This window comes from Streptomyces sp. RKAG290 (genome assembly GCF_023701695.1).
In the GTDB taxonomy this organism is placed as follows: Bacteria; Actinomycetota; Actinomycetes; order Streptomycetales; family Streptomycetaceae; genus Streptomyces.
This window is the reverse complement of sequence record NZ_JAJOZC010000001.1, coordinates 1,599,618-1,622,625: the sequence shown is the minus strand read 5'-3', so window position 1 is coordinate 1,622,625 and position 23,008 is coordinate 1,599,618. Positions and strand designations below refer to the sequence as shown.

The window sequence follows — 23,008 nt, the reverse complement described above, 5'->3', positions numbered from 1 at the left end:
CGAGGGCCGCGGCAGGCGTCAAGACTTGTGACTGAGAGCGCTCTCAAAAATTCCGGGTCTTCACAACTCGACGCCTGAAACGGCTACTTGGCGTGTCCGTCCACTCGCGATCCGGACACCGTGATCAAGACCTGAACGCGGATTCCCCGCTGGCTCGCACGCCCCCCACGTGCGCCTACTTGGACTTACGCACGGCGGTTGTTGGACTGGAGGGCCCTCGCGGCCGTACGTCGTTGACGGTGTCCGGACATGACGACTACGCAGGGCACATGTCGCCAAGATTCACTACAGCGGGCGCTGCTGCCGCCGCCTCAGCTGCCGTCCTGGCTCTGGTGGGGACCGCGCTCCCCGCCTCAGCCGCCGCCCCCGCACCCGCCGCGGCCGAATCGGCCGTCCCGGCAGGCGCCGTCATCGGGTCCGCGCAGCTCGCCGTCGCCGTCGCCGACGACTTCCCGCGCGTCCTCACGTACACCGACCGGGCCTCCGGGAAGCAGCTGTCCGGCAGCACCCGGCCGGTCACCGCCGTCACCCTCAACGGCACCGCACACCCCGTGCGGCTCAAGGGCGCGCCCAGGATCACCAAGTCCTCCGCCCGCTACACGCTCACCTTCACCGATCTGCCCGGCGTCGAGATCGACGCCACGCTCTCGGTCGCCGGACGCGCCACCACCTTCAAGGTGACCGCCGTCCGCGACACCACGGCGTTCCGGGTCGGCACCATCGACATCCCCGGCCACGACCTGGTCTCCGTCGCGAGCACGGACACCGGTGCCGCGACCGCCTTCACCCGGCTCGACCCCGACTCGACCAGGACCGCGGACGTCTTCGCGAAGGTCACCGACGGCACCCGGGCCGACGCCGCGCCGGTCGGTGCCACGTACGCGTTCCTCAACACCGGATCGCTGGCGGCCGCCGTCGAGTCCAACTCCTCGTACGACAAGCCCGCCGGCGCCACCGGCGGTGACGACGCCCGCTTCTGGCACCAGGCCCGCAAGGACGACGACGGCTCCACCCGGGTCGGCGTCTGGTCCGGCCAGTGGACCTACCGTGGCGAGGGCGCGCCCGAGCCGGAGAGCGGCGACAACCTCCCCTGGGCGAAGGTCGTCGTCACCCCCGACGCCAACGGCGACAAGGCCGTCGACTGGCAGGACGGCGCCGTTGCCTTCCGCTCCATCGGTGTGGTCGCGCCGGGCAGCAAGGACACCGCGGACCGGGTCGTCACCCACATCCCGTTCAACTTCGCCAGCCAGGCCACCCACCCCTTCCTGCGCACCCTGGACGACGTCAAGCGGATCTCCCTCGCCACGGACGGCCTCGGGCAGCTGGCGCTGCTCAAGGGCTACGCCTCCGAGGGCCACGACTCCGCCCACCCCGACTACGGCGGCAACTACAACAAGCGCGCCGGCGGACTGAAGGACCTCAACGAGCTCCTCAAGGACGGCAAGAAGTGGGGCGCGACCTTCGGCGTCCACGTCAACGCCACCGAGGCGTACCCGGAGGCCAGGGCCTTCGACGAGAACCTCGTCGACAAGACGAAGCCCGGCTGGAACTGGCTCAACCAGAGCTACTACATCGACCAGCGCCGCGACATCAACAGCGGCGACCTGGCCAAGCGCTTCCAGCAGCTGCGCAACGAGACGAACAGCAATCTCAGCATGCTCTACATCGACGTCTACTACACGCACGGCTGGATCGCCGACAAGACCCTCCAGTCCCTCCAGAAGCAGGGCTGGAACGTCGCCAGCGAATGGGCCGACAAGTTCGAACGCGGCTCGCTCTGGTCGCACTGGGCCAACGACCTCGACTACGGCGGCGCCACCAACAAGGGCCTCAACTCGCAGATCATCCGGTTCATCCGCAACGACGAGAAGGATGTCTGGAACAACGACCCGGTGCTCGGCCAGAGTGCCATCGACGAGTTCGAGGGCTGGACCGGCGAGACCGACTGGAACGCCTTCTACGACAACATCTGGCAGCGCAACCTGCCCGCCAAGTACCTCCAGCAGCAGAAGATCACCCGCTGGGACGGCAACGACATCACGTTCACCGGCGGCGTGAGCGGCACCGTCGAGGACGGCAGGCGGACCTTCTACGACCACGGCCGCAAGGTGCTCAGCGGCACCGACTACCTGCTGCCGTGGGACGGCGGCAAGAAGCTGTACCACTACAGCAAGTCCGGCGGCACGAGCAGCTGGGCGGTGCCCTCCACGGGCACGTACACCGTCTACGAGCTCACCGACAACGGCCGGGTCAGGACCGGCACCGTCCGTCCCGTGGACGGGAGGATCACGCTGACGGCCGAGGCCGGACAGCCGTACGTCCTCTACCCGGACAAGGCCCCGAAGGCCGCCGACGCCAAGTGGGGTGAGGGCACCCTCGTCGACGACCCCGGCTTCAACGACAGCAAGCTGTCCGACTGGTCGAGGACCGGCACCGCCGCCCGGGACACCGACAGCCAGGGCCGCAACAGCGCGAAGCTGTCCGGCAGTGGCACGGCGGCGCTCTCCCAGCGCATCGGCGGGCTGAAGCCCGGCACCCGCTACACCGCCTCCGCACTCATCGAGGTGCAGCCGGGCAGGACGCGCCACACCACCCTGTCGGCCGGCGGACAGTCCGTGGCCGTGGACCGCTCCACCGCCGAGGACCAGGTCGCCGCGTCCGACTGGCACGGTACGTACTTCCAGCGGGCGAAGGTGAACTTCACCGCTCCCGCCGACGGGCACACCACCCTGCGCATCGAAGCCGCCGAGGGCAGCGCGGCGACCGTCCGCGCCGACGACGTACGCCTCGTCGCCAACGCTCCGGCGATCAGGAAGAACACCGTCGCCCACGAGGACTTCGAGGACGTCGACCAGGGCTGGGGTCCCTTCCTCAAGGGCGATGCGGGCGGCTCCACCGACCCCCGCACCAGCATCTCCCAGCTGCACGCCCCGTACACCCAGGCCGGCTGGAACGGGAAGCTCGTCGACGACGTGCTCGGCGGCAAGGAGTCCCTCAAGTCCCACGAGGAGAACGCCGGAGTCGTCTACCGGACCGCCCCCTGGACCGTGCCGATGGCCGACGGCCACCGCTACAAGGTCGAGTACGACTACCAGTCCAGCCACGCCGGCGCCTACGAGTGGGTCGACGGCTACGACCGGATCACCGCGGACGGCAAGCCCGACTCCGTGCAGACCAGGGCCACCGCAGTCGGTGCCCAGCACACCACCGGCCACTTCACCGAGACCGTCACGGCGGGCTGCGGCGACACCTGGACCGGGCTGCGCAAGCGCGAGGACGCCCCCGAGGGAGCCGACTTCGTCCTCGACGGCTTCACCGTGACCGACCTCGGTGCGGCCCCCGCCGGTGAGCAGGCCGCCTGCGGCACGCTCACCGTCCAGCCGGCCGCCCAGACGCTGGAACCCGGCGTCGCGAACACCGTGAAGGCGAGCTTCACCAACTACGAGGCCACCGAGGTCACCGGCGTCTCGGTGAAGCTCACCGTCCCCGAGGGCTGGCAGGCCGAGCCCGCGGGCGCCGTCACCTTCGACCCGGTCGCGCCCGGTGCGAAGGTCACCGGGAGCTGGCAGGTCACCCCGCCGGTGGACGCCGAGTACGGGACGTACCAGCTGGCCTCCGAGGCCGCCTACACCGTGGGCGGCGCCCTGCGCACCCTCGCGGCCAAGGCCTCCGTACGCACCCTGCCCCCGCCGCCCACCACGGACAGCTGGGCCAGTGACCTGGACTGGACGTCCTCCGAGAACGGCTGGGGACCGGTCGAGCGCGACCTCTCCAACGGCGAGACCGGCACCGGCGACGGCAGCCCGCTGACCATCGGCTCCACGGTCTACACCAAGGGCCTCGGCAGCCACGCCCCCGCGAAGGTCCGGTACTACCTGGGCGGCAAGTGCACCTCGTTCACCGCCGAGGTGGGCGTGGACGACGTGCAGAAGAGCGCCGGCAGCGTGCAGTTCTCCGTGACGGCCGACGGCACGGAGAAGGTGAAGTCGCCGGTCCTCAAGGCCGCCGACCCCGCCTGGTCGCTGACGGCGGACGTCACCGGCGCGAAGTACGTCGAACTGACCGCCGGTGACGGCGGCGACGGCAACGGCAACGACCACGCCGACTGGGGCAGCGCCCGCTTCCACTGCGGAAGCTGAACCGCCCCGTCGGGGAAGGGGGCGGGCCGTCATCGGTCCGCCCCCTTCCCTGTCGTAGTAAGCGCGTGCTAGACCAACCCCCGTCCGGTCTAAACCACTTGCCCACCGGAGGTACACCCGTGGCACTCCTGCCCGCCTGGTCCCGCCGCACATTCCTCGCCACCGGCAGCGCCACCGCACTGGGCCTGGCACTCGCCCCGGCGGCGCACGCGGCGCAGGACGAGTTCGAGACGCTCCGGCTGCGCTGGAACGACCTCTCCCTCGGCACCGGGTACGACCCCGCCACCGAGCCCTACGCCTCCCGGCTCGCCGGGACCGGCGAACTCGCCGCCGGGTTCCGCGCGACGATGGCCCCGGCCGCCGACTCCCTCTGGGCCGGGCACACCTTCGACCCGCCGGCCGGCATCACCTGGAGCTACTCCCGGCTGTGGACGATGACCCAGGCGTACGCGCAGCAGGGCACCGGCCACACCGGGGACGCCGGGCTGCTCGCCGACATCCTCCGCGGCCTCGACCACCTCTCCCAGGCCGTCTACAACCCTTCGACCGCCCGCTACGGGAACTGGTGGGAGTGGCAGATCGGCAGCCCGCGCCTGCTCATGGACATCGTCGCGGTGCTGCGCCCCCACCTCGGTGAGGAGCGCGTCCAGGCCGCCTGCGCCGCCGTCGACCACTTCATCCCCGACACGATGCTCACCGACTACAGCGGCACCTCGACCGGCGCCAACCGCGTCGACCTGTGCCGCTCCGTCGCCCTGCGCGGGGTGCTGGGCCGCGACGCCGCCAGGATCGCGCTCGCCCGCGACGCCCTCTCGCCCGTCTTCCCGTACGTGACGAAGGGCGACGGGCTCTACGCCGACGGCTCGTTCGTCCAGCACACCTGGATCGCCTACTCGGGTACGTACGGCCAGGTCATGCTCGACGGCCTGGGCCGGCTCTTCGCCCTGCTGGCCGGCTCCACCTGGGCGGTCACCGACCCCAGCCGGCAAGTCATCCTCGACAGCGTCGAACACGCCTACGCACCGCTCATCCACGACGGTCTGATGATGGACAGCGTCAACGGCCGGGCCATCAGCCGCGGCCTCCTCAAGAGCGACGAACTCCAGGTCATGCGCAGCGACCACTTCCACGGCCAGGGACTGATCGCCGCTGTCGCGCTGCTCGCGGGCGGCGCGTCCGCCGCCGAGCGCGACCGCTGGAACGGCATGGTGAAGGGCTGGATCGAGCGGGACACCACCAGCGCGATCCTCACCGCCCCGCAGTTCGGCGTCGCCGACCTGGCCCGGCTGCAGGCGGCCGCGGCCGCCCCGGTCGCCGCCGCGCCGGAGCCGGTCGGCCACACCCTGTTCGCCGCCATGGACCGGGCCGTGCACCGCCGCCCCGGCTGGGTCGCGAACCTCGCGATGTCCTCGGAGCGGATCAGCTCCTACGAGTGCGGCAACGGCGAGAACCCGCGGGGCTGGCACACCGGGGCCGGAATGCTCTACTGGTGGCAGGGCCGCGACGGCGGCGACCAGTACACCGACTGGTTCTGGCCCACCGTCGACTGGTACCGGCTGCCCGGCACCACGGTCTCCACCAAGCGGCTCGCCGACCGGGCGGGCGGCGAGTGGGGCGAACCACGGCCCGCCGTGCAGTGGGTGGGCGGGGCGCACGACGGCGAGTTCGCCGCCGTCGGCCAGCACGTGAAGGGCCTCGACTCCACCCTGGAGGCCCGTAAGTCCTGGTTCTGCGCAGCGGACACGGTCATCTGCCTCGGCGCCGGCATCAGCGCCGCCGACGGCGTGCCCGTAGAGACGGTGATCGACAACCGCAACCTCGGCCCGGACGGGCAGCAGCGCCTCACCGTCGACGACCGCGAACGCCCCCGCTGGGCCCATCTGGACGGGCACGGCGGCTGGGTGCTGCCCGGCGGCGCCGCGCTGCACACCCTGCGCGAGGCCAGGACCGGCGCCTGGTCCGACATCAACACCACCAGCTCCACCGAGCCGCGGACCCGGCACTGGCAGACCCTCTGGCTCGACCACGGCACCGACCCGGCCGACGCCACGTACCTCTATCTGCTGATGCCGGGCGCCTCCCGGCGCACCGTCGCCGCCCGTGCGGCCGACGGGCACTGGCTCACGGTCCTCGCCAACACGGCCGCCGCGCAGGCGGTGGCGGTGCGCTCGCTCGGGCTGACCGCCGCCAACTTCTGGCAGCCGGGCGCGGCCGGACGGCTCTCGTCCACGGGGCCGGCCTCGGTGCTCGTCCGGGAGTCCCGGCACACGACGGCGGTCCGCGTCAGCGGGCCCGACCGGAGCGGCACCCCGTTCGAGGTGGTCTGGGACCGGCCGGTGCGCGAGGTCGTCTCGGCGGACCCGGGCATCGAGATCCGCGCCACCGGCCGGCGGCTGGTGCTGGGCGTGGACCCGGGGACGGCGGGGACCACGCTCCGCTGCGACGTCCGCTGACCGCGAGCCCGGCCCGATCCGGACGAGAGGCCCTGGGCGGGAGTCTGGGAAGGCCGGCCGTTGCACGCGTAGTCTCGGTCCTCATGGGGGAGTTGAGAGCGGACTGGCGGCTCCGGTTGCGCCGCGGCGGTGCGGACGGCCCGGTGTGCGGAGCCGGCGTGCTGCTCACCCAGGACCGGATGCTGACCTGCGCGCACGTCGTCGGGGAGCCGGACGCCCGGATGTGGGTGGAGTTCGCGGAGAGCCCCGGCATCCCGCCGGTGGCCGCCCGGGTCGCGCGGGGCGGCTGGCTGCCCGGCCTGGAGGGGCCCGACCGCGAGGACATCGCCGTGCTCGCGCTGGAGAGCCCCCGCCCGCAGGCGGCGCCCGCACCGCTGGGCCGGGGCCTGGAGCGCGGCCGCGAGGTGTGGATCGGCGGGTACTCGCAGAGCTTCGACGACGGGATGTGGCTGACCGGCCGGATCAGCGGGCTGCACGGTGCCTGGGTGCAGCTCGACGCCGGCTCCAACGCCGAGGTGGTGCGACCCGGGTTCAGCGGCGCCGCCGTGCAGACCCGGGACGAGGCGGCGCGGACCGAGCGGGTCGTCGGCCTGGTCGTCAGCTGGCGCGGTGACCTGGAGCTGGCGCTGCCCACCGAGAACGACCTGTCGTTCTCGTACATGATCCCCGTCGACCGGATTGCCGAACTCGTCCCGCTGGTCGCCGAACTGAGCGGCCCCGACGGCTGGGACGACGGACTGGCCCGGCGGCTGCGGACCTGGTTCGCGGGCGGCGACCAGCCCGCCGTGCGCTTCGGCGTCGTCCCCCACGGCGGGGGCCGCGACCGCGCCCTGCAGCACCAGTTGCACCGGGCCCACCTCGTCTACCGGGGCGGGCGCACCCGGCCCGAGGAGCTCGTCGAGACCCTGGTGGCGCAGCTGCGGCCGCCGCAGTACCAGCTGAACACGTACTACGACTGGCTGCTGGAGGGCGGCTCGGCGCCCGACCGCTCGGGTGCGGGGCAGCCGGCCGGATCGGGGCCCGTGCTCGCCGTGATCGGCCTCGACGAGGACCCGGACCCGCGCCGTCTGGTGCCGCTGCTGACGCGGGTGAGGACCCTCGGGTTCCGGCTGCTCGTCATCTTCCGCAGCGGCGACGGAGAAGGGCTGAGCGAGGTGGCGCAGCACCTGCTGGTGCCGGCTCTCGACGAGCGGGCCGCGCTCCTGGTGCGCCGCGTCGAGCGCATCGAGCAGGAATGGGCCGGTCTGCGGGACATGGTGGACTCGGCCTCGCTGGTGCCACGGCCCACCGTCGACGCGGCCGCCCGCCACCGCCAGCTGCGGACGCTGCGTGCCCTGGCCGACCCGCAGGAACAACTCGCGGCACTGAAGCGGCTGTTACGTGAGTTACGGGCCGACCTCGACCGGCAGCACGGACCCGGGCCTGCGGACCTGCCGGCGCAGCGCACCGGCCGGGGCCCGGCGGAGCGCCCATGAGGATTCCGTGCCCGCACCGCCGTTTCACCGGATCCGCCTGCGGCGGCGCCGTCGGGCCGACCGGCTACTGCGACACCTGTGGCCGCGACGAGGCCGCCCCCGGCCTGCCGCCACTGCCCACGGCCCCCGAGCAGCAGGGCCCCGCCGGACTGCTGGAGCTGCCGGTGCTCGACCCGGGCACCCCGGCCGAGCGCCTCAGCGCCGCGGAGAAGCCGGTGCGCATCGTGATGACCTGCTCCGTCAAGGCCTGCGGCACCCCGTTCGTCCCGCCGTACACCGCGGCCCCGCCACCGGACGAGGGACACTGCCCCCGGTGCGGAGCCCCGTACTCCTACCGCCCCGACCTGACCAGGGACGGGCCGCCGCTCCAGGACCAGTACCGCATCCGCGGCCCCATCGCCCACGGCGGCCAGGGCTGGGTCTACCTGGCGGAGGACACCCACCTGGAGGACCTCGTCGCGGTCAAGGGCCTCCTCAACCGGTACGCGGAACGCGGCGCCGCCCAGGCCGGGGAGGAGCGCCGCAGCCTCGTCGCCATCCGGCACGAACGCATCGTGCAGATCCGCGACTTCGTCAGCACCCGCAACGCGGACGGCACCGTGTCCGGCGGCTACATCGTGATGGAGGACGTCGGCGACCGGACGCTGTCCGCCGTCGTCGAATCGACCCGGCAGGGCAACTTCGTCCTCGACATCGAACACGTCATCACCTACGGCTGCCAGATCCTGGAGGCCCTCGCCCATCTGCACGGCATGGACTTCCTGTACGGCGACATGAAGCCGTCCAACGTCATCCATCACGGCGACGGCATCAAGGTCATCGACCTCGGCGGCGTCCGCAAGGCCGGTGCCACCGATCCGCCGCCGGTGATCACGCCGTGGTTCGCCGCGCCCGAGATGGACGGCGGCAGACCGCTGACCGTCGCGCACGACCTGCACACCGTCGGAGTCACCCTGGCCGAACTGGCCGGCTGGGCGGTCGGTGACGACGTGCCGGGCCTCGGCACCAGCTCGTTCCGGCTGGTGGTGGAGCGGGCCACGGCACACGATCCGGAGCGCAGGTTCGGTTCCGCCGACGACATGGCCGGGCAACTGCGCGGAGTGCTGCGCGAGATCCGGGCGCTGCGCGGCAAGCGGGACCAGCCCGAACCGTCGGCGTACTTCACCCCGTCCACCGAACTGCTGGGCGCGCGGCTGGGTTCGGTGCCCGACTACGCGCACTGGCTGAGCCGCCCGCTGTACGGCCGCCGGGAGACGCCCGAGGCACCCGCCCTCGACTCCGGGCTGCCCACCCCGACCGAGATCGCCCGCAGGCTGCCGGTGCCGCGCCCCTACCCGGGGGACCCGCAGGCGGCCCGGTTCGGAGTCAGCAGCTACGACCCCGGGCAGCCGCTCGCCCAGCCGGCCGACGGAGAGCGGTCGGTGGAGATCTGCCTGCACAACACCAGGCTGCTGCTCGGCCAGGAGGGCGACGAGGCACTGGCGGCTGCGCGGGCACAGGTGGCGGCGGCGGCCGCCATACCGGGCCCGGGGCCGGTCCGGCAGTGGCGGCTCAGCTGGCACTGGGGGCTCGTCGCGCTGCGCAGCGCCGATGTGCTGCACGACCGGGAGCCGATGCTCGAAGCGGCCACCGAGCACTTCTCCGCCGTGCACCGGGCGCTGCCCGGCGAGTACGCGGCCAAGCTGGCGCTGGCGTACAGCGCGGAACAGCTCGGTGCGGACCGGCCGGCCGCGGCGGGGCCCCCGGCGTACGAACTCTTCCGGGCCGTGCACGCCCGCAACCCCTCGCACGTCGGCGCCGCACTGGGTCTGGCCAGGCTGGCCCTGGCACGCGGGACCGGGCTGCGGCGATCGAGGTCCTGGACCTGGTGCCCGACGAGTCGCGGGACCACACCGTCGCCCGGATCGCCGCGTTCCGCATCCGCGCGGCGCGGCTCGCGGCGGGGGAGCGGCCGCTGCCCGACGAGGCGGAGATCGACGCCTGCCTCGCCGCGCTGGGCCCGCCCGCCCCGGTGGTCGCGGGCGACGAGCCGGCCTGGCTGCTGCGGACCGAGCTGCAGGAGTGGAAGCTCGATGCCGTGCGCGCGGCGCACAACGGACCGCGGCCGCCCGGCGGGTGGCTGCGGACCGGGCTGCCGCCCCCGCCCGTGCCCGGGGAGCGGGAGGTGCGTCTTGAGCTGGAGCAGTGCTACCGCTGGCTGGCCCGGCAGCGGCAGGCACCCGCCGAGTACGAGCGGCTGATCGACCTCTCCCACGCGGTCCGCCCGCAGACCCGCTCGTGACCCCTGTCCGGTCCCGTACCCGCCAACCGCTGGAGGCCGCCCCATGGGCGCTACCGACCCGCCGCCCGCGCCGAGGCTGCCCGTCGGCCTGAAGGTGACCGTGGACGTCCGGCGCGACCAGCAGCCGCACTACGACGCACGGATCGACGCCCACCTGCGGGTCAAGGCGGTCGGCGTGGGGCCGTGCGACGAAGTGCCCGCCGTCGAACTGGCCGTCGTCATCGCGCTGGACGTCGCCCCGGAGCGCCGCGAGGAGGCGGCCGCGTCGCTGGCCGCCGCGCTGCGCGCCCTGCCCGACGGTCTCTCGTTCACGGTCCTGGGCGGCGCCGACGAGGGCGGGACACCGACCGGCTGCTACCCGTTGCGCGGCCGGTGGGCGCTGGCCGGCACGGCGGAGAAGCGCCGCGCCGCGTTCAGCGTGGGCCGGATCGCCCCGGCCGCCGGTGACCGGCCGCCTCCCGGGTACCCGGCCTGGCTCACGGCCGCCCGTGAACTGTTCGCCGAGCGCCCGCTGCCGGTACGGCACCTGCTGCTGATCACCGACGGCAGCAGCCGCGACGCGGCCGACGACGCCCATCGGGAGGACGGTGCCCTGCGGCGCGAACTTGCCACCTGTGAGGGGAGGTTCACCGCTGATGTGCTCGCGGTCGGCAGCGACTGGGACCCCGCTCCGCTGCTCGCCGTAGTCGAGGCGCTGCACGGCACCGCCGATCATGTCCCCGACCGGTTCGGCCCCGCCGTCGCGGAGTCCGTGCGCCGCGTCCGGCGGGTGCGCAGCCCCGAACTGCCCGTCTCGGTCACCGTGCGTCCGGCGGTGCGCGACGTGACCCTGACCGAGACGGCCCCCCGCCAGCAGGTGCTCGAACCGGTGCACGGGCCGGGGGAGCCGCGCCGGGTCGACTTCCCCACCCACCAGTGGGGGCCGGGCACCCGGGACTACCTCCTCACGCTGCACGTCGACGCGAGCACCGACCCGCTGGGGGTGCTGCTGCAACTGGCCACCGTGTCCGTCGCGGACGCCACCGCCCCGCTCCTGGTCCGCTGGCTGCCGCCCGGGGTCGCGGTGGGTGCGGGAGCGACCGGCGGCGGCGGAGGCGGCACCCTCCAGGCGATGAACGTGGCCACACAGATGCGGACCGCCCTCAACCGCGGATACGCCGCCCTGGACCCGATGAGCCGGGCCGAGGCCGAGCAGCAGTTCGGCCTCGCGGTGAGGCTGGCCACCGAGATCGGTGCCACCTGGGTCCTCGCGGACGTCCGCGAGGTGGCCGAGATCCTCGACGGCCCCCAGGGGCTGGTCCGGGTCGGCCCGACCGTCGACCGGGGCAGCGTGCGCCGGGGCCGTCTGCACATCGCGTCGGGCCACCTGCTGGAACTGCCGGAACGCACCGCCGGGAAGCCGGTGACCTGCCCGGACGCGGGCTGTCGTCACCTGGCCGGACCCCACGCCCAGTACTGCATCGCCTGCGGGAGGCGGCTGTGACTCCCTGGCTGACCCGATGGACGCACGGCTTCCGGACCCGGCGGCTCAGCGGCTCCCGCACCAGGCGGCTGCTCGAACTGCACCTGGCCGTCCTGGTGGTGACCGCACTCGTCTCGATGACCGTGCTGCTCGTGTCCTACCGAGAGGTGCAGAACTCCGCGGGGGCGATGCGCACCCGCGGCGCACCGGCCGTCCAGGGGGTCGCCACCACCCAGCTGGCGCTGCTGCGCGCCCACCAGGAGGCGAAGGCCTCGGTTTACCACGACATCGACGGCGTGATGGGCGCCGGCGCGGGGTACGAGAACCAGCTGTCCGCCGCCGGCCAGGGCCTGTCCCGGCTCTCCGACGTACAGATCGACGGGGAGCGCGGCCGGGGCGCGCTCACCACGGTCAACGGCCTGCTGACCTCGTACAGCAGCTCGATGACGCCCGGTTCGGTCAAGTACGTGAATGACGAGTGGATGCAGAAGGAGAAGTTCGAGGAGGCCGAACGCATCCTCACCCGGGAGGGCACCGGAGTGGTGCCGCGCCTGGACGTCCTGCAGGAACACCAGATGCAACGGGTCGGCAGGGTCAGCTCGATGGGCGCGCTCCAGCGGGCCGGCTGGGCGGTCGCCGAACTGGGCCTGCTCGTGATGGCGCTGACCGTGCTCTCCGCTCTGTGGGTGCTGCGCGGCCGCTGCGGCCGCAGCCACGACCCTTGGCTGCTGCTGTCACTCCTGGCCGCCGTCGCCCTGGCGGTCCTCCCGCTGTGGGCGACCACAGCCACCCAGGAGCGGCTGGACACCGCCCGCGCCCAGCTACGCGGGATCGAGGCACGGGCCCACGACCGCGAGGACGGCCTGGTCGACGCCCAGCAGGACGTCATCGACGACTCCACGGCCCTGCGCGGCCCGCTGGCCGCCCGGACCTGGCAGAGCTGGACCTACTACGGGGCGCTGGGCGGCGGCGCGCTGATCGTCCTGCTGCCGGCGGTCGGTATCTGCCGACGGCTCAACGCCGACTACTGGAGGGCCGGATGACCCTGCGTACCCGCGCTGTCCTGTTCGTCCTGGCCCTGTTCCTGGCAGCCGGTGGCTGCGGGCTCTCGGCCCCGGCGGCAGTGACGAGGAGCCGAAGGTGACGATCCTCGGCCCGTGGACCGACGACCAGGAGCGGCAGTTCAAGGAGGTGCTGGACGGCTTCGGGATCCCGTACACCTACCAGGGCACCGCCGCCACCCGCGAGGTGCTGCTTGCCGAGGTCCAGGCAGGCAACCCGCCCGACATCGCGATCCTGCCGGGCGTCGGCGAGCTGGTCGAGTACGCCCATGACGGCCGGCTGCGTTCGCTGGAGGGTCTCTACGAGCCCAAGGAGTACGGGAAACCCTGGCAGCCCGAGGCGAAGGGCATAGCGGAACACCTCTGGGTCCCGCTCAAGGCCGATCTCAAGTCGATCGTCTGGTACCGCAAGGGCGCCGCCCGGCGCTCCAAACCCGCGCCACTGGAATCGTGGTGCATGGGCATGGGCGACGACGGCGCGTCGGGCTGGCCCGGCAGTGACTGGATCGAGGACCTGATCCTGCAGCGTGCGGGCCCGGTGCTCTACTCGCGCTGGGCGACCGGCGACCTGAAGTGGACCGACGACCGGGTGGCCGCCGCCTGGACCACCTGGGCCGGACTGCTCGCACAGGACCGGACCGCGGCCCGCGACGCGCTGCTGGCCGACCACCGGGGCCGGGTCGGGGGGCACGGGCTGCTCTTCGGCGGCGGCTGCGACCTGGAGCACCAGGGCTCCTTCGCCCGCGCCTTCTACGGGGACCGCAAGGAACAGGCCGTCTTCATGGACTCGGCGCGCCTGCTGCCCGGCGGTCCCTACACGGTGAAGGCCCACGAGGTGTCGGCCGACTTCGCCGCGCTGTTCGGCACCAGCGGCCCGGCGCGTGACATGATCAGGCGGCTCGCCTCCCGGGAAGCGCAGGAGGACTGGGGGCGCAAGGGCGGGGTGTTCTCACCGAACGCGGCCGTCCCGGCCAAGAAGGGTGCGGTCGACAAGCAGATCAGCAGCCGCTTCGCCGACCAGCGGGTGCCGCTCTGCCTGGACGCGTCCGACGTCATGCCGGCCGCGGTGCGCGACGCCTTCTACGAAGCGGTACTGATGACGGTCGCGCACCCCGACTCCTCGGTGCGGGGCCGGCTGGCCGACATCCAGAAGGTCCAGGACGCACAGCCCCGGGACACTCCCCGGCTGACCCAGGTGTGCAGCAGGCCACAGTGAGCCCTTGTGGAACCCCTACAAACAGAAGTGGGTCCCGGCTGGCACTTCGCCTGCATGGCCGACGCCTTCTGTCAGGCTCCACCAGGAAACCGGCCAGGAGACTGTGCGGAGTCGACGGCAGGATTTTCTTGGTGGAGTTCGTAGGGTCGATACATGACCGTTGTGGACGAAACCCCGGGCGAGCAGAGCGACACCCGTGGCCGTGTGGCCGAACTGCTGGCGCTGCGCGAGCAGGCCCGGCGCGGACCGAGTGACCGCGCGACCGAGGCGCAGCACGCCAAGGGCAAGCTGACGGCGCGTGAGCGCATCGAGCTGCTCGTGGACCCGGGCTCGTTCAAGGAGGTCGAGCAGCTGCGCCGGCACCGGGCGACCGGCTTCGGCCTGGAGGCGAAGAAGCCGTACACCGACGGTGTCATCACCGGCTGGGGCACGGTCGAGGGCCGGACGGTCTTCGTCTACGCGCACGACTTCCGGATCTTCGGCGGCGCCCTGGGCGAGGCCCACGCCACCAAGATCCACAAGATCATGGACATGGCCATCTCGGCCGGTGCCCCGCTGGTCTCGCTGAACGACGGCGCCGGCGCCCGTATCCAGGAAGGCGTCTCGGCGCTCGCCGGATACGGCGGGATCTTCCAGCGCAACACCCGCGCCTCCGGTGTCATCCCGCAGATCAGCGTGATGCTCGGCCCGTGCGCGGGCGGCGCGGCCTACAGCCCGGCCCTCACCGACTTCGTCTTCATGGTCCGCGAGACCTCGCAGATGTTCATCACCGGACCGGACGTCGTCAAGGCGGTCACCGGCGAGGAGATCACCCAGAACGGCCTCGGCGGCGCCGATGTGCACGCCGAGACCTCGGGCGTCGCGCACTTCGCGTACGACGACGAGGAGACCTGCATCGCCGAGGTCCGCTACCTGATCGGGATGCTGCCCTCCAACAACCGCGAGAACCCGCCCTCGACCGAGAGCGACGACCCGGCCGACCGGCGCGGCGACGTCCTGCTGGACCTGGTGCCCGCCGACGGCAACCGCCCGTACGACATGCACAAGGTCATCGAGGAGCTCGTCGACGACGGCGACTACCTGGAGATCCACGAGCGCTGGGCCCGCAACATCATCTGCGCCCTGGCCCGCCTGGACGGCCAGGTCGTCGGCATCGTGGCCAACCAGCCGCAGGCCCTGGCCGGTGTCCTGGACATCGAGGCGAGCGAGAAGGCCGCTCGGTTCGTCCAGATGTGTGATGCATTCAACATCCCCATCGTCACCCTTTTGGACGTACCCGGCTTCCTGCCCGGCGTCGATCAGGAGCACGGTGGGATCATCCGGCACGGGGCGAAGCTGCTCTACGCCTACTGCAACGCCACGGTGCCGAGGATCTCGCTGATCCTCCGCAAGGCCTACGGCGGCGCGTACATCGTCATGGACAGCCAGTCCATCGGTGCGGACCTCACCTACGCCTGGCCCACCAACGAGATCGCGGTGATGGGCGCCGAAGGTGCGGCCAACGTCATCTTCCGTCGGCAGATCGCCGACGCCGAGGACCCCGAGGCCATGCGGTCGCGCATGGTCAAGGAGTACAAGGCCGAACTGATGCATCCGTACTACGCCGCCGAGCGCGGCCTGGTCGACGACGTCATCGACCCTGCCGAGACCCGCGAGGTCCTGATCGCCTCGCTGGCGATGCTCCGCTCCAAGCACGCCGACCTGCCGTCCCGCAAGCACGGCAACCCCCCGCAGTAGTCCGCAGCCCCCCGCAGCAACCCTGCAAGGCCCCGCGAAGACCTGCCGAGAAGACGGAGAGACATCCATGACCACTGCCGCCGAGTCCGTGCTGCGTGTCGAGAAGGGTCTTGCCGACCCCGAGGAGCTGGCCGCCATAACTGCGGTCCTGCTCGCCCGCGCCGCCTCCCAGCCCGCCGAGGCCCCCGCCCACCGAGGCCGCAACACGGCCGGCTGGCGCCGCCTGGAGCGCACCCCGGGCTTCCGCGCCCCCCACAGCTGGCAGGGCTGACCTTCGGATTGAGCCCGTCCGGCGATTGAGCACAAAGCACGGCCGAAGGCCGGGCGCACCACGCGAAAGGCCCCGCACTCCCGACCAAGGGAGCGCGGGGCCTCACGTATGTCCGGGCCCGGGAGGGGCCTACCGCAGGCGGGCCATCAGCGCGTGCTCCACCAAGGTGATCAGCGCGCTCTTCGCATCCGCCCGGTGCCGCGCGTCCGTGGTCAGGATCGGGGTGTCCGGTCCGATCTGGAGGGCTTCGCGGACTTCGTCGGGGGTGTAGGGCTGGTGTCCGTCGAAGCCGTTGAGGGCGATGACGAAGGGGAGTCCGCTGTTCTCGAAGTAGTCGACGGCGGGGAAGCAGTCGGCGAGGCGGCGGGTGTCCACGAGCACGACGGCGCCGATGGCGCCGCGTACGAGGTCGTCCCACATGAACCAGAAGCGGTCCTGGCCGGGTGTACCGAAGAGGTACAGGATCAGGTCCTGGTCCAGGGTGATGCGGCCGAAGTCCATGGCCACCGTGGTGGTGGTCTTGTCCCCGGTGTGTGTCAGGTCGTCGATGCCCGCGGACGCGGACGTCATCACGGCTTCGGTGCGCAGCGGATTGATCTCCGAAACGGCACCGACAAACGTGGTCTTACCCACGCCGAAGCCCCCTGCCACCACGATCTTCGCCGAGGTAGTGGAGCGGGCCGCTCCGCCGCTAGAGCTTGCGAAGTCCACTGAGCACCCTTTCGAGCAGTGTCACATCTGGCTGGCCGCCGGCGGACTCTTCGCCGCCGGGCTGGTGGATAGCGACGAGTCCGGCCTCTGCCAGGTCGGCTACGAGGATCCGGGCAACGCCGAGGGGGATCGAGAGCAGGGCCGAGATCTCGGCCACCGACTTGATCTCGATGCACAGCCGGCAGATCCGCTGGTGCTCGGGCAACTGCCCTTGCAGCCGGGACGGATCGGCCGTAGTACTGACCAACGCCTCAATGGCGAGTTGGTAGCGCGGTCGGGTCCGGCCACCGGTCATGGCGTACGGACGAACCAGCGGATTGTGCGCGGCCGGCGCGGCCGGCTCGGGAGCCCGTCGCGGCTGCACCGGCTGAATGCGGGGCGGCTGCGGGGAGTCGTACCGGTGCGGGCGCTGCGGCTGTTGGGGCTGCTGCGGCTGCTGCGGCCACTCCGAGCCCTGGGTGTGCTGCGGCCAGTCGTCCGCGCCCTGGGCGCGCCTCGGCGGCTGCGGCTGCCGGTAGGGCTGCTGCCTGCCCTGTCTGCCTGGTGTGGAGGGGAAGTTGAAGCCGTCGTCCCTGTGCTCACCCGGTACCTGCTGGCCACTGTTGAACTGGTGCCCGCCTGGGGGTGTACCCACGATTCCTCCTCCGCCTGCCGGTCCCGGTCTCAGTGGATCCGCGCCACCGCACCTTATGGCGCGGTGAGGCGAAACGCACTGTCTGTCTACTAGTTAAGAAGACTTCCCTGAAGTTCGGCGCGCAGGTCCGGAGTAAGGACGCTGCCGGCACGATCGACCAGAAGTGCCATTTCGTACCCAACCAGACCGATATCGGCGTCCGGGTGTGCAAGAACGGCCAACGAAGATCCATCGGAGACGGACATGATGAAGAGGAATCCCCGCTCCATCTCCACAACTGTCTGATTCACGGCGCCGCCCTCGAAGATCCGCGAGGCACCCGCGGTCAGCGAGGTCAGACCGGAGGCGACAGCCGCCAGCTGGTCGGCGCGGTCACGCGGAAATCCCTCGGACATCGCCAGCAGGAGTCCGTCGGCGGAGACCACCACCGTGTGCGACACCCCAGGGGTGTTGTCCACGAAGTTGGTGATCAACCAGTTCAGATTCTGCGCCGCCTGGCTCATCGGGCTCACACTAACGCTCCTGGTTGTAGGTATTACTGCTGTCCGAACCCGCGTTACGTCCCCGCAGAACGCCCCGCCGCAGGTTGCTCAACCTGCCACGCACGTCCTCCGGGGCGCGGGAGACCTGGGGGCCGCCCTGCTGGGTCTGTTCGGCCGTGCCCTCGACGAGATTGGCCTTGGGCACGCGCCGGGGAAGACCGGACGGGGTGACCCCGCCCGCCTTCGGCTCCCGGAGCTTCTCGGCCCGCTCCCAGCGCTCGTCGTTCGCCGAGCGCCAGTCTTCGGGACCGTCCCCGTCCTGCTGCGCGGGCGACGGCTGCTGCGGCGGTTCCTGCTGCTGCGGCTGCCCCTGCGCGGCGACGGGCCGGTCGCTGCCACGGCCGGTGGGCTGCCAGTGCTGCTGGCCGCCCCGGCGCGGCAGACCGGCCTCGGTGATGTCGTGGCCGGCGTTCGGAACGGGTCCCGAACGGTCGAAGCCTACGCGTTCCCGGGACTCGGCGGGAGCGCTCGCGGCAGATTCCGGTTCGGCCTGCGCCGCGGGCTCGTACCCACCCTGGTACCCGCCCTGATCTGCCCACTCTTCCTGCTGGGGCTGGGTGGCGTACTGCCCGTCATATGCCTGCTGAGGCGTCTCGGGGGCCGCATATGCCGCCTCCGGATAGCCGCCCTGCCCGCTGAAGTCCGACTGCTGTCCGGCATAGCCTGCGTCGCCGCGGAACGGGTCGTAGCCGCCGTCGTACGCGGGCTGCTCGTACTGCTCCTGCTGCGGTTCCCGGGCGTACTGGTTCGCGGCGTAGGGGTCCTCGCTGTACGACTCCCCGGCGTACTGCTCCTGCTGCTGCGGGAACGGCGGGCGCTCGTTGCCGGTCTGCGCCTCCAGCGCCGCGCGGCGCTCCTCCCGCATGAGCGAGCGGCCCACCGGGTCGAGCTGCGCGGGGTCCGCCGACGGCTCCTCGTAGCGCGAGTCGTCGAAGCCGAGCTCCGCCGCCGTGCGCATCTGGGGGTGCTGCGGGAGTGCGTCGAAGGACTGCTGCTGCTGCGGAATGATCGAGGAGACGGTGAAGTCGTCCTGGGCGGGGGCGTTCTCGCCGCCGCCACCGTGGGTGATCGCGTCCGGCAGCATGACCAGCGAGGTGGTGCCGGCCTGCTCGCCCGAGGGGCGCAGCTGGACCCGGATGCCGTGCCGGTCGGCGAGCCGGCCGACCACGAAGAGGCCCATGCGCTGCGAGACGGCGGCGTCCACCGTCGGCGGGTTGGCCAGCTTGTGGTTGATGTCGGCGAAGTCCTCGGCGGTGAGGCCGATGCCCTTGTCGTGGATCTCGATCATCACGCGGCTGTCGGGCAGCCGGGTCGCGGTGACCCGCACCTTGGTCTGCGGCGAGGAGAACGTGGTGGCGTTCTCCAGCAGCTCGGCCAGCAGGTGCACGAGGTCGGTGACGGACTGGCCGTGGATCTCCGTCTCCGGGACCCCGGAGAGCTCGATGCGCTCGTAGGACTCCACCTCGGACGAGGCGGCCCGCAGGACGTCCACCAGCGGCACGGGCTGGTTCCAGCGGCGGCCGGGCTCCTCGCCTGCGAGGACCAGGAGGTTCTCGCCGTTGCGGCGCATACGGGTCGCCAGGTGGTCCAGCTTGAAGAGGCTCTCCAGCTGGTCCGGGTCGGCCTCGTTGTTCTCCAGGTCGGTGATGAGGGTCAGCTGGCCCTCGATGAGCGACTGGTTGCGGCGCGAGAGGTTGGTGAAGATCGCGTTGACGTTGCCCCGCAGCATGGCCTGCTCGGCCGCGAGCCGGACCGCCTCGCGGTGCACCTGGTCGAAGGCGCGGGCGACCTCGCCGATCTCGTCCTGGCTGTTGATCGGGATCGGCTGGACGCGGGTGTCGACCCGGCCCGGGTCGGTCCGGGACAGCTGGTCGACCAGCGAGGGCAGCCGCTGCTCGGCGATACCGAAGGCGGCGTTGCGCAGCTGGCGCATCGAGCGGCTCATCTGCCGGGCCATGAGACCCGCCAGCACGAAGGCTGCCAGCAGGGCGACGAGCACGATCGCGGCGTTGACGATGGCGTCGGTCCTGGCGCTGGACGAGATGTCCGCGGCCTCGGTCACCGCCTTGTCGACGAGCTCGTCCTCGACCGTGGTGTAGCCGTCGAACTTCGCCGTGGACGCGGCCATCCAGGTCTCCGGGGTGATCCCCTTCGCCCTCAGCTGAGCGGGGCTCCTGCCCAGGCCGAGCTGCTGGGCCATGCCGTCGAAGACCGAGCCGTCGATGGTGGGCGGCGCCACGAACGGCACGCCGGCCGCGTCGGCCTGCTCCTTGGCCGACTTGAGCTTGGCAGCGCCCGCGGCGGCCTTGCCCGCCATGACCGTCTTCAGCCGGGCCGCGTCCTTCTCCGTACCACCGGAGACGAACTCGCCGAGGGCGATCTGCTCCAGGTAGTTGTACGAGCCGAACGCCTTGACCTGGTCGTTGAACTTGCCGCTCTCCTGGCTGGGACGCACCAGCAGGTGCATGCCGATGGAGCGCTGAAGCGATTCTGCAGCCTTGGCGAGCTCGATCGCGTAGACCGTACGGCCGTAGCTGGTGATGTTGCCGGTGCCCAGGCCCAGCTCGTTGCAGAACTCCATGAGGGAGTGCTGGACCTGGACGTAGCCCTCTTCCGTCTTCACCGGGTCCATGGCCTCGGCGTAGGCGGCCTTGCGAAGCTCGGGAAGCTTGGGCTCCTCCAGCTTGAACAGCTTGAGACGACGCTCCAGGCCCTGCTTGGACGGCATGCCCTGCACGGCCGCGTCGAACTTGCGCGCGGCCGAGTCGGTGGTGGCCCGGACCTGGGTCACGACGGCCGCGTCGCGCTTGTTCGAGAGCAGGGACTGCGCCGAGAGGTCCCGCTCGTTGAGCAGCGCCTGGCCGTACTCGGCCGCGGCGCGCACGATCAGCGCGGTCTTCTCGGCGTCCTGGGCCTCCTGCCAGGTGTCGATCGACCCCTTCACCTGGAAACCGCCCATGACCAGGCCGACCAGTACCGGGATGAGAAGGATCGCGTTCAGCCGGGTGGGCACCCGCCAGTTGCGCGGGGACATCCGGCTGGTGCTGCCACCTGCGGGTATCCCTTCGGACACGTCGGCGGACGACGCCGCGGCGCGCGGCGGGGTGAAGTTGCCCCGCTCCGGCAGCGCCGTGGAGCCCTCGTTGTTACGCCTCACTCGACCAACAACCTCTCGGCGTCGGCACCTACGTTGTGCCGTGTTTGTTCAGGGCCGTACTTACTACTGGGGAGTTCGTCGAATTGCAGCACGGGGAACGGTCGCCTTCCAAACACTCGGAATCAGCCATTCCGAGTGGTCCAGGCCGCAGATAAAACGGGCATAAAGAACGAGCCCCGTCAAATGGCGGGGCTCATGTGAGCACAGTGGTACCAGTCGTGCGCATCGGGTATTGACCGTGAGGTAATTCTCTTTCGAAACGTTATGAACACGGGGGCGGATCGTGTCAAACGACACAGTCCACCCCCGTGTGACTACGCGAATTGCCGTACGGCAATACCGACTTGCGCCTACTTGAGCCGCGCCATCAGTGCGTGCTCCACCAGCGTGATCAGACCGCTCTTGGCGTCGCCGCGGTGCCGCGCGTCCGTGGTGATGATCGGGGTGTCGGGTCCGATCTGGAGGGCTTCGCGGACTTCGTCGGGGGTGTAGGGCTGGTGGCCGTCGAAGCCGTTGAGGGCGATGACGAAGGGGAGTCCGCTGTTCTCGAAGTAGTCGACGGCGGGGAAGCAGTCGGCGAGGCGGCGGGTGTCCACGAGTACGACGGCGCCGATGGCGCCGCGTACGAGGTCGTCCCACATGAACCAGAAGCGGTCCTGGCCGGGTGTACCGAAGAGGTACAGGATCAGGTCCTGGTCCAGGGTGATGCGGCCGAAGTCCATGGCCACCGTGGTGGTGGTCTTGCCGCCGGTGTGTGTCAGGTCGTCGATGCCCGCGGACGCGGACGTCATCACGGCTTCGGTGCGCAGCGGATTGATCTCCGAAACGGCACCGACAAACGTGGTCTTACCCACGCCGAACCCGCCTGCCACCACGATCTTCGCCGAGGTGGTGGCACGGGCGGCACCGCCACTAGAGCTTGCGAAGTCCACTGAGCACCCTTTCGAGCAGTGTCACATCCGGCGCGCCGCCGGCCTCTCCGTTGCCCGGCTGGTGGATTGCCACCATGCCGGCTTCCGCCAGGTCCGCGACGAGAATCCGGGCCACACCGAGCGGCATCGACAGCAGGGCCGACACCTCGGCCACCGACTTGACCTCACGGCACAGGTGGCAGATCCGCTGGTGCTCGGGGAGCAGTGTCCCCAGGTGCGCCGGGTCGGCCGTGGTGCTGACCAGCGCCTCTATCGCTAGTTGGTAGCGCGGTCGGGTCCGGCCGCCGGTCATGGCGTACGGACGAACCAGCGGCTGGTCGCCTTCACCTTCGTACGACGCGTGGTTCAGCGCGCCGTACGGATCGGGTGAGGCGGGTGGCGGGGTCATGAATCCTCCGGGCGTGACAGCAGGGTGTCGGCTTGCCGTCTGAAGGGGCCGGTGGGGGGCTGTAAGCGGCCGGACGGGCGAGGGGTGTGTGCGGTACCTGGGGTAATCGTCTGTGTCACCGGCGGCCGCCTAGTGGAGCAGGCTGCCCTGGAGCTCCGCACGGAGGTCCGGGGTGAGGACAGTGCCCGCCCGGTCCACCAGCAGAGCCATTTCGTACCCGACCAGACCGATATCGGCGTCCGGGTGGGCCAGCACGGCCAGCGAGGAGCCGTCCGATACGGACATCAGGAAGAGGAACCCGCGTTCCATCTCCACCACGGTCTGGCTGACGGCGCCGCCTTCGAAGATCCGGGAGGCACCCGCGGTCAGCGAGGTCAGACCGGAGGCGACAGCCGCCAGCTGGTCGGCGCGGTCACGCGGGAAACCTTCGGACATCGCCAGCAGCAGGCCGTCTGCGGAGACCACCACCGTGTGCGACACCCCAGGGGTGTTGTCCACGAAGTTGGTGATCAACCAGTTCAGATTCTGCGCGGCCTGACTCATCGGGCT

14 protein-coding genes and 2 pseudogenes are annotated in these 23,008 nt (G+C 71.4%); 9 read left to right on the top strand and 7 right to left on the bottom strand.

Going from position 1 to position 23,008, the window contains the following annotated elements; all coding sequences use genetic code 11:
• Positions 1–269 precede the first annotated feature (269 nt).
• The 9 genes and pseudogenes from LNW71_RS06925 to LNW71_RS06885 all read left to right on the top strand — a co-directional run bounded on the left by LNW71_RS06925 (position 270) and on the right by LNW71_RS06885 (position 16,095).
• Positions 270–4,139, top strand: a complete 3,870-nt coding sequence (locus LNW71_RS06925; RefSeq protein ID WP_250967421.1) for an endo-alpha-N-acetylgalactosaminidase family protein — start codon at positions 270–272, stop codon at positions 4,137–4,139.
• Positions 4,140–4,258: 119 nt separating this feature from the next.
• Complete coding sequence (locus LNW71_RS06920; protein WP_374119359.1) at positions 4,259–6,592, top strand: polysaccharide lyase 8 family protein; 2,334 nt, start codon at positions 4,259–4,261, stop codon at positions 6,590–6,592.
• Between the two features lie 83 nt (positions 6,593–6,675).
• Positions 6,676–8,067, top strand: coding sequence for a serine protease (locus LNW71_RS06915; protein ID WP_250967420.1), 1,392 nt, complete (start codon positions 6,676–6,678; stop codon positions 8,065–8,067).
• Positions 8,064–10,348, top strand: a pseudogene (locus LNW71_RS06910) (tetratricopeptide repeat protein). Before LNW71_RS06915 ends, LNW71_RS06910 begins: the two are co-directional and overlap by 4 nt.
• A 43-nt stretch (positions 10,349–10,391) precedes the next feature.
• Positions 10,392–11,831, top strand: coding sequence for a VWA domain-containing protein (locus tag LNW71_RS06905; protein WP_250967419.1), 1,440 nt, complete (start codon positions 10,392–10,394; stop codon positions 11,829–11,831).
• A complete protein-coding gene (locus LNW71_RS06900) occupies positions 11,828–12,853 on the top strand; it encodes a hypothetical protein (RefSeq protein WP_250967418.1) in 1,026 nt (341 codons plus the stop codon). The genes LNW71_RS06905 and LNW71_RS06900 overlap by 4 nt, the downstream gene beginning before the upstream one ends.
• Positions 12,850–14,087, top strand: a pseudogene (locus LNW71_RS06895) (carbohydrate ABC transporter substrate-binding protein). The gene LNW71_RS06900 and the pseudogene LNW71_RS06895 overlap by 4 nt, the downstream one beginning before the upstream one ends.
• Before the next feature lie 153 nt (positions 14,088–14,240).
• Entirely contained in the window at positions 14,241–15,824 is a 1,584-nt protein-coding gene (locus LNW71_RS06890; RefSeq protein ID WP_250967417.1) for an acyl-CoA carboxylase subunit beta, read from the top strand.
• Positions 15,825–15,891: 67 nt separating this feature from the next.
• A complete protein-coding gene (locus tag LNW71_RS06885; RefSeq protein WP_250967416.1) occupies positions 15,892–16,095 on the top strand; it encodes an acyl-CoA carboxylase subunit epsilon in 204 nt (67 codons plus the stop codon).
• 129 nt (positions 16,096–16,224) lie between these two features.
• On the opposite strand, the gene LNW71_RS06880 is transcribed toward LNW71_RS06885, so the two are convergent.
• The 7 genes from LNW71_RS06880 to LNW71_RS06850 form a co-directional block, all read right to left on the bottom strand.
• On the bottom strand, positions 16,225–16,806 hold the full coding sequence (locus LNW71_RS06880; protein ID WP_014048542.1) for an ATP/GTP-binding protein: 582 nt from the start codon (positions 16,804–16,806) through the stop codon (positions 16,225–16,227).
• Entirely contained in the window at positions 16,787–17,440 is a 654-nt protein-coding gene (locus LNW71_RS06875; protein ID WP_250967415.1) for a DUF742 domain-containing protein, read from the bottom strand. Before LNW71_RS06875 ends, LNW71_RS06880 begins: the two co-directional genes overlap by 20 nt.
• Positions 17,441–17,529: 89 nt before the next feature.
• Positions 17,530–17,943 (bottom strand): roadblock/LC7 domain-containing protein, encoded by a 414-nt coding sequence (locus tag LNW71_RS06870; protein ID WP_018551717.1) that lies wholly within the window; start codon positions 17,941–17,943, stop codon positions 17,530–17,532.
• A gap of 10 nt (positions 17,944–17,953) precedes the next feature.
• The gene (locus tag LNW71_RS06865) at positions 17,954–21,139 is read right to left on the bottom strand and encodes a nitrate- and nitrite sensing domain-containing protein (RefSeq protein ID WP_250967414.1); all 3,186 of its coding nucleotides are present in this window, start codon (positions 21,137–21,139) and stop codon (positions 17,954–17,956) included.
• 350 nt (positions 21,140–21,489) lie between these two features.
• On the bottom strand, positions 21,490–22,071 hold the full coding sequence (locus LNW71_RS06860; protein ID WP_073738725.1) for an ATP/GTP-binding protein: 582 nt from the start codon (positions 22,069–22,071) through the stop codon (positions 21,490–21,492).
• Complete coding sequence (locus tag LNW71_RS06855) at positions 22,052–22,459, bottom strand: DUF742 domain-containing protein (protein ID WP_073738726.1); 408 nt, start codon at positions 22,457–22,459, stop codon at positions 22,052–22,054. The genes LNW71_RS06860 and LNW71_RS06855 overlap by 20 nt, the downstream gene beginning before the upstream one ends.
• A gap of 129 nt (positions 22,460–22,588) precedes the next feature.
• Complete coding sequence (locus LNW71_RS06850; protein ID WP_024495006.1) at positions 22,589–23,002, bottom strand: roadblock/LC7 domain-containing protein; 414 nt, start codon at positions 23,000–23,002, stop codon at positions 22,589–22,591.
• Positions 23,003–23,008 lie beyond the last annotated feature (6 nt).

Excerpts from the sequence above, each read along its gene's own strand:
- LNW71_RS06890 (WP_250967417.1), top strand. The coding sequence starts at position 14,241 with ATGACCGTTGTGGACGAAACCCCGGGCGAGCAGAGCGACACCCGTGGC.
- LNW71_RS06925 (WP_250967421.1), top strand. The coding sequence starts at position 270 with ATGTCGCCAAGATTCACTACAGCGGGCGCTGCTGCCGCCGCCTCAGCT.
- LNW71_RS06885 (WP_250967416.1), top strand. The coding sequence starts at position 15,892 with ATGACCACTGCCGCCGAGTCCGTGCTGCGTGTCGAGAAGGGTCTTGCC.
- LNW71_RS06850 (WP_024495006.1), bottom strand. The coding sequence starts at position 23,002 with ATGAGTCAGGCCGCGCAGAATCTGAACTGGTTGATCACCAACTTCGTG.
- LNW71_RS06855 (WP_073738726.1), bottom strand. The coding sequence starts at position 22,459 with ATGACCCCGCCACCCGCCTCACCCGATCCGTACGGCGCGCTGAACCAC.
- LNW71_RS06905 (WP_250967419.1), top strand. The coding sequence starts at position 10,392 with ATGGGCGCTACCGACCCGCCGCCCGCGCCGAGGCTGCCCGTCGGCCTG.
- LNW71_RS06870 (WP_018551717.1), bottom strand. The coding sequence starts at position 17,943 with ATGAGCCAGGCGGCGCAGAATCTGAACTGGTTGATCACCAACTTCGTG.
- LNW71_RS06915 (WP_250967420.1), top strand. The coding sequence starts at position 6,676 with ATGGGGGAGTTGAGAGCGGACTGGCGGCTCCGGTTGCGCCGCGGCGGT.